The 4123-nt window shown below is 73.4% G+C and carries 5 protein-coding genes and 1 pseudogene; 2 read left to right on the top strand and 4 right to left on the bottom strand.

Going from position 1 to position 4123, the window contains the following annotated elements; all coding sequences use genetic code 11:
- A pseudogene (locus CCN56_RS15320) lies at window positions 1–261 on the bottom strand (N-acetylmuramic acid 6-phosphate etherase); the annotation flags it as partial.
- Between the two features lie 52 nt (window positions 262–313).
- Entirely contained in the window at window positions 314–1231 is a 918-nt protein-coding gene (locus CCN56_RS15315; protein ID WP_086827332.1) for a MurR/RpiR family transcriptional regulator, read from the bottom strand.
- 111 nt (window positions 1232–1342) lie between these two features.
- Between CCN56_RS15315 and CCN56_RS15310 the strand changes: the two genes are divergently transcribed.
- Window positions 1343–1699: a hypothetical protein gene (locus tag CCN56_RS15310; RefSeq protein ID WP_041130492.1), complete on the top strand. Its 357-nt coding sequence runs from the start codon at window positions 1343–1345 to the stop codon at window positions 1697–1699.
- Window positions 1700–1712: 13 nt separating this feature from the next.
- Entirely contained in the window at window positions 1713–2003 is a 291-nt protein-coding gene (locus CCN56_RS15305) for a DUF4031 domain-containing protein (protein ID WP_086827330.1), read from the top strand.
- A 65-nt stretch (window positions 2004–2068) separates the two neighbouring features.
- Here CCN56_RS15305 and cpt read toward each other — a convergent pair whose 3' ends face one another.
- On the bottom strand, window positions 2069–2590 hold the full coding sequence (gene cpt, locus CCN56_RS15300; protein ID WP_086827328.1) for a chloramphenicol phosphotransferase CPT: 522 nt from the start codon (window positions 2588–2590) through the stop codon (window positions 2069–2071).
- Between the two features lie 78 nt (window positions 2591–2668).
- Window positions 2669–3877, bottom strand: a complete 1209-nt coding sequence (locus tag CCN56_RS15295) for a Cmx/CmrA family chloramphenicol efflux MFS transporter (RefSeq protein ID WP_086827326.1) — start codon at window positions 3875–3877, stop codon at window positions 2669–2671.
- Window positions 3878–4123 lie beyond the last annotated feature (246 nt).

Below are 4123 nucleotides of genomic sequence, written 5' to 3'. Positions count from 1 at the left end.
GCCGAGCGGATGGCCCGCGGTGCCGGCGCCCATGTAGACGAGGCGCCCGCCGCGGGCCATCCGCTCGGCGGTGGCGTCGATGGCGGCGGCGATCGCGGGGAGCTGCCGGGCGACGGCCTCGGGGACGGTCCGGTCCTCGCCGTTCATGGTGCGGGCGATGTCCAGGGTGGGCAGCCGGTCGATCTCGGCGAGCTCGGGGCGGAAGGCCTCGGTGGTGAGGGTGGCCAGCTGGGCGCGGAGTTCGGAGTACGAGGTGGACACGGGGGCTCTTTCGGTACGGCGGCGTCGTCGGCGCCTGTGGTCGGGGGGAGGCTCAGCGGGTGCGGGGCGAGTGGCGGTGGGCGAGGGCTTCGTACGAGGCGGCCAGGGCAGGGGCCGCCGTCTCGTACGTGCGCTGCGTGACGCAGGTGAACAGGCAGTCCACGACCAGGAGTTGGCTGGTGCGGGACGACATGGCCGCGGGGCGCAGTTCGCTCTCGCGGGCGGTGGAGGTGGTGAGTATGTGGTCGGCGTACTGGGTGACGGGGCCGTCCGGGCGGCCGGTGATCGCGATGGTCGTCGCGCCGTGGTCGAAGGCCACCCGCAGGGGTTCTATGACGTCGCCGGTGGAGCCGGAGTGGGTGATGGCGATGGCGACGTCCCCGGAGCGGAGCTGCACGGCGTTGGTGACGGCGAGGTGCGGGTCGCTGTGGGCGTGCGCGATCAGGCCGATCCGGAGCAGTTTCTGGCCGAGGTCCTGGGCCACGAGGCCGGAGGCGCCGACGCCGTAGATGTCGATGCGGCGGGCGGCGGCGAGGGCGGCGACGGCGGCGCCGAGCTGGACGGTGTCGAGGCCGGCGGCGGTGTCGGCGAGGGTCTGCTGCTCGTCGTAGGCCAGCTTGGCGACGACGTCGGCGATCGGGTCGTCGACGGCGATGTCGGCGGTGACGGCCGGGGCGCGGCCGGACTGCTGCTGGGCGGCGAGGCCGGCGAGGGCGAGGCGCAGGTCGCGGTAGCCGGGGTAGCCGAGGAGCCGGGCGGTGCGGACGACGGTCGCCTCGCTGGTGCCGGTGAGCTCGGCGAGGCCGGTGACCGTGAGGGCGGCGCAGCCGGCCGGGTCTCCGGCGACGGCCTCGGCGACCCGCTGCATGGAGCGGGTCATGGACGGCGCGAGGGTGCGCACCTTGGCGGCGAGGGCGGCGGGGGCGGGGGGCGCGTCGCTGGTGAAACTTTCCTTCACGTCATTGGTCACACGTGAAAGATACTTTCGGAGAGGTGGGGCGACAAGACCTCGTCGGTCTTCTTCGGCCCCGGATCCGGAGGGGATCCTCGCCCTTCCCCCTGCTCGGGTGACAATGACCCTATGGACGACATCGACCCCGTGGAACAGGCGCTGCACGCCGCTCGCGCGCTGGTGCTGGCCGACTTGGTGGCCCGGGAGGTGGCCGCCGCAGAGGTCGTGTCGATGGTGGAGGACGCGGTGACCCACCGGCGCTGGTGGGTCGAGCAGTGGCCGGAGGGGGTGTCGTACGTCGCCGGGCTCGTCGCCCAGGACGTGCAGGACGCCCTGCTCGAACGGTACGGACGCTGGCCGCTCTGCCCGGTCTGCGCCTCGGGCGACCCGCACGCCCTCGACGTGGAGCCGGAACTCGGCCCGGACCCGCACTGGGTCTGCGGCAAGCAGGGCGTGGTGGTGGCCCCGGTGGGCGGCCTGACGTGACGGGAGCCCGCGCGTGACCCTCTACATCGACCCGCCGACCTGGCCGGGCCACGGCCGCATGTGGTCGCACCTGGTCAGCGACGTCTCCTTCGAGGAACTGCACGCCTTCGCCGCCTCGATCGGCGCCCCGCCGCGCGCCTTCGAGCGGGACCACTACGACATCCCCTCCGACCGCTACGGGGACGCGGTGGCGGCGGGCGCGATCGAGGTCGGCTCGAAGGAACTGCTCCGACGCCTCACGAAGGCGGGACTCCGACGACCGAAGGGCCGCCCGGAGGAGTGGCCGGAGGACCGGTCCTCCTAGCGTCGTCCCGTGCCGGGGGCCGCCCCCCGGGACGGACCGGTCCTCCGCGGCCGGGAGCCCGAGCGTCAGCCGAGCCCGTCGGCGATGGCGCGGGCGCACTCCAGGGACTCGGCGCGCGTGGTGTCCACCTCGATGTCGTACTCCACGCCCTCGTGCACGATCAGCGCCTGCCGCGCCGCCATGCCGACGGTCCGGTCGCCCCGGGCGATCTCCCGGCCCTCGGCGACCGCGCTGTCGCAGCGGACGCCGACCCACAGCACGGGCAGGTCGCCGAGGGCCTCGCGCCAGCGCTGCTGGGAGGCGGCCCCGCCGAGGAACACGTCGTCGACGACGATCCTGGCGCCGGCCCGGGCCATCGCCACGAGCCCTCCGGCCCAGGCGGCCTCAAGGGCCCGGAACTCGGCGCCGACGCTGACCCCGCCGTCGGCGTCGAAGACGATCCCGCCGTCGGAGTCCTGCATCTTCGCGGGCAGCGCGTCGACGAACGAGTCGACCCCGAACGCCAGCCACGGTTCCGGAAGCACGGCCTGCAGGCACCGTACGATCCCGGACTTCCCCGAGCTGGACCCGCCATTGAGGATGATCATCCGCGTCGTCACCGCGTCACCCTAGGCGGCGCGGTGACGGCCCCGCACCCGATTTCCGCCGGGTCTCGGCGGGGCGCCTCAGCAGGGCGCTTCGGCGGACTCTTCCTTCTTCTGGGGCGTGCCCGAAGTGACCACGCGGGACGTGGACTTGTGGAGCTTGAGGGCGACCGCCGCCGTGGCCAGGCCCAGGGCCGTCATGGCGGCGCCCGCCCAGGCCGTGGAGGCGTAGCCGAGGTCGGCGTCGATGACGGTGCCGCCGAGCCAGGGGCCGCCGGTGTTGCCGAGGTTGAAGGCGGCGGTGGTGGTGGCGCCCGCGAGGGTGGGGGCTCTGCCCGCGACGTTGAACATGCGGGCGTTGAGGGCCGGGGCCGTGTAGAAGGCGGAGACGCCGAGGAGGAAGGTCAGGAGGACCGTGGCGACCGGGCTGGGGGCGAGGACGGCCAGGGCGACGAGGAAGACCGTCGACGCGGCGATGCCGCTGAGCAGTACGCCGAAGAGGTGGGCGTCCGCCACGCGGCCGCCGATCGTCGTACCGACCAGGGCGCCGATGCCGAAGAGGCCGAGGACGGCCGAGACCCAGCTCTCGTCGAGGCCGGAGACGTCGGTGAGGAGCGGGGCGAGGTAGGAGAAGGCGCAGAACACGCCGCCCGCCGCGAGCGCGGTGATCAGGACGGCGAGGAGGACCTGGCGGTCGCGGTAGATGGCCAGTTCCCGCTTCAGGCGGGGCTTGGTCTCGGAGAGCGGGATGTGCGGGATGCGGGTGACGACGCCGATCAGCGCGATCACGGAGGCCGCGCCGACCGCCCAGAACGCCGCCCGCCAGCCGAGGTGCTCGCCGAGGAACGCGCCCGCCGGGACGCCGAGGACGTTGGCGATGGACAGGCCGCCGATCATGACCGCCATCGCCTTGGCGCGCGAGCCGACGGGGACCATCGCGATCGCGACGGCCGCGCCGACCGCCCAGAAGCCCGCGCAGGCGAGCGCGCTCACCACGCGCGAGGCGAAGAGGACGGCGTAGTTCGGGGCCAGCGCGCCGGCGATCTGACCGAGGCCGAAGACGGTGATGAGCGTGACGAGGGTCGTCTTGCGGGGGAGGCGGAGCGTCGCCACCGCGAGCAGCGGCGCGCCGACGACCATGCCGATCGCGAAGGCGGAGATGAGCAGTCCGGCGCGGGGGATGGAGACGTTCATGTCCTCCGCGATGGGCGGCAGGAGCCCGGAGAGCATGAACTCGCTTGTGCCGAGGGAGAAGACGGAGAGGCCGAGGATGTACACGGCCAGGGGCATACGGGCGGGGGGTACGGCCTCAGGGGCTGCAAGGGCGTTGGTCGTGCGCTCGGCTGAGGAAGACGGCATGACATGCATCAACCTGTGTTTTGTGCCTGTCATTCCGTGACCGTCGGACTTCTCGGGATGCGAGACGGCCCGCGCCCGGTGAAGCCGAAGGGGCCCGGAACCGTGCGCGACGGTTCCGGGCCCCTTCGCCGTACGGGCTAGGCCTGCGGCAGCTTGTCCAGCTGGGTCTGGATGCGG

Source organism: Streptomyces sp. NRRL B-24572 (genome assembly GCF_002156145.1).
Classification (GTDB): domain Bacteria; phylum Actinomycetota; class Actinomycetes; order Streptomycetales; family Streptomycetaceae; genus Streptomyces; species Streptomyces vietnamensis.
The sequence above is the reverse complement of the archived record's forward strand: the minus strand, read 5'-3'. Positions and strand labels throughout refer to the sequence as shown.

What these genes read in the sequence shown, in the direction of transcription:
- cpt (WP_086827328.1), bottom strand. Translation starts at nt 2,590, where the DNA reads ATGATCATCCTCAATGGCGGGTCCAGCTCGGGGAAGTCCGGGATCGTA.
- CCN56_RS15310 (WP_041130492.1), top strand. Translation starts at nt 1,343, where the DNA reads ATGGACGACATCGACCCCGTGGAACAGGCGCTGCACGCCGCTCGCGCG.
- CCN56_RS15295 (WP_086827326.1), bottom strand. Translation starts at nt 3,877, where the DNA reads ATGCCCCTGGCCGTGTACATCCTCGGCCTCTCCGTCTTCTCCCTCGGC.